The organism is Comamonas denitrificans, from assembly GCF_017368815.1.
GTDB classification, from domain to species: Bacteria; Pseudomonadota; Gammaproteobacteria; order Burkholderiales; family Burkholderiaceae_C; genus Comamonas; species Comamonas denitrificans.
Window position 1 is genome coordinate 1 of record NZ_JAFNME010000072.1, and the last position, 1,048, is coordinate 1,048.

Here is a 1,048-nt window from a genome sequence, read left to right on the forward strand (position 1 = left end):
GGCTTTGTTGCACAAGTCGAAAAAAGTCGATATGACCCCTACCCCAGACGCAGCTACGCCACAGCAGGCACCGCCACCGTTGTGGGGCACCCAAGTTGCGTGAATCGGTTGAGCAAGGCCACCCGCACATGCAACTCTGTCACCTGACGCTCGAATGTGCGGGCCATCACCCGCTCGCCCAGGCGCTTGAAGCAATGCATCTTGGTCTCCACCAGACTCCTGCGGTGGTAGCCGCTCCACTTCTTCCAGATACGCCAACCCAGCCTCTTGCACGCCAGCACCGCTTCGTTACGCACCATGGCCCCAGGCGTTTGGGACTTCCACACCTGGGCGTTCTTGCGCGGCGGGATGATCGCTTGTGCCCCACGTTCCATGATCGCCGCATGGCACGCCTTGGTGTCGTATGCACCGTCGGTACTCACACTGGCGATCGGTTCACCCGGTGGTATCTGCCCCAGCAGCCCAGGCAGCATGGGCGCGTCGCCCACGCTGTTGTCTGTGACTTCAATGGCCCGTATCTCCAGCGTGCTGGCATCAATACCCAGGTGCACTTTGCGCCACTGGCGCCGGTACTCTGCCCCGTGTTTCTTGCGTTTCCACTCCCCCTCGCCCAGGAACTTGATGCCGGTGCTGTCCACCAGCAGGTTCAGCGCGCTGGTAGAGGCTCGGTAGGGCAGTTGCACCTGCAGTGTCTTTTGGCGTCGGCTCACGGTGCTGAAGTCGGGCACCCTCCAATCCAGGTCTGCCAGGTGCAGCAGGCTTTGCACCAGTCCCAGGCTTTGGCGCAGGGCCAAACCAAAAAGGCATTTGATGCTCAGGCAGAACTGGATGGCGGCGTCGCTGAACACGTGCTGCCTACCCCGCTTGCCGCTGGCGGGTGCGTACCACTGCATGTCTTTGTCCAGCCAGATCGCCAGCGAGCCCCGGGCTTTGAGCGCTGCGTTGTACGCTGCCCAGTTGGTGGTCTTGTAGCGGGGCTTGGCGCTCTTGGATTCACTCATGTCCCGAGGCTAACAGTTCGGGGGGCAGGGTTTGTGCAACAGAGCCT

1 protein-coding gene is annotated in these 1,048 nt (G+C 61.8%); it reads right to left on the reverse strand.

The window, feature by feature from the left end:
* Positions 1-53 precede the first annotated feature (53 nt).
* Entirely contained in the window at positions 54-1,001 is a 948-nt protein-coding gene (locus tag J1777_RS14200) for an IS5-like element ISGNB1-1 family transposase (RefSeq protein ID WP_015061183.1), read from the reverse strand.
* Positions 1,002-1,048: the final 47 nt, after the last annotated feature.

Coding starts and splice junctions, on each gene's coding strand:
- J1777_RS14200 (WP_015061183.1), bottom strand. CDS start 1,001: ATGAGTGAATCCAAGAGCGCCAAGCCCCGCTACAAGACCACCAACTGG.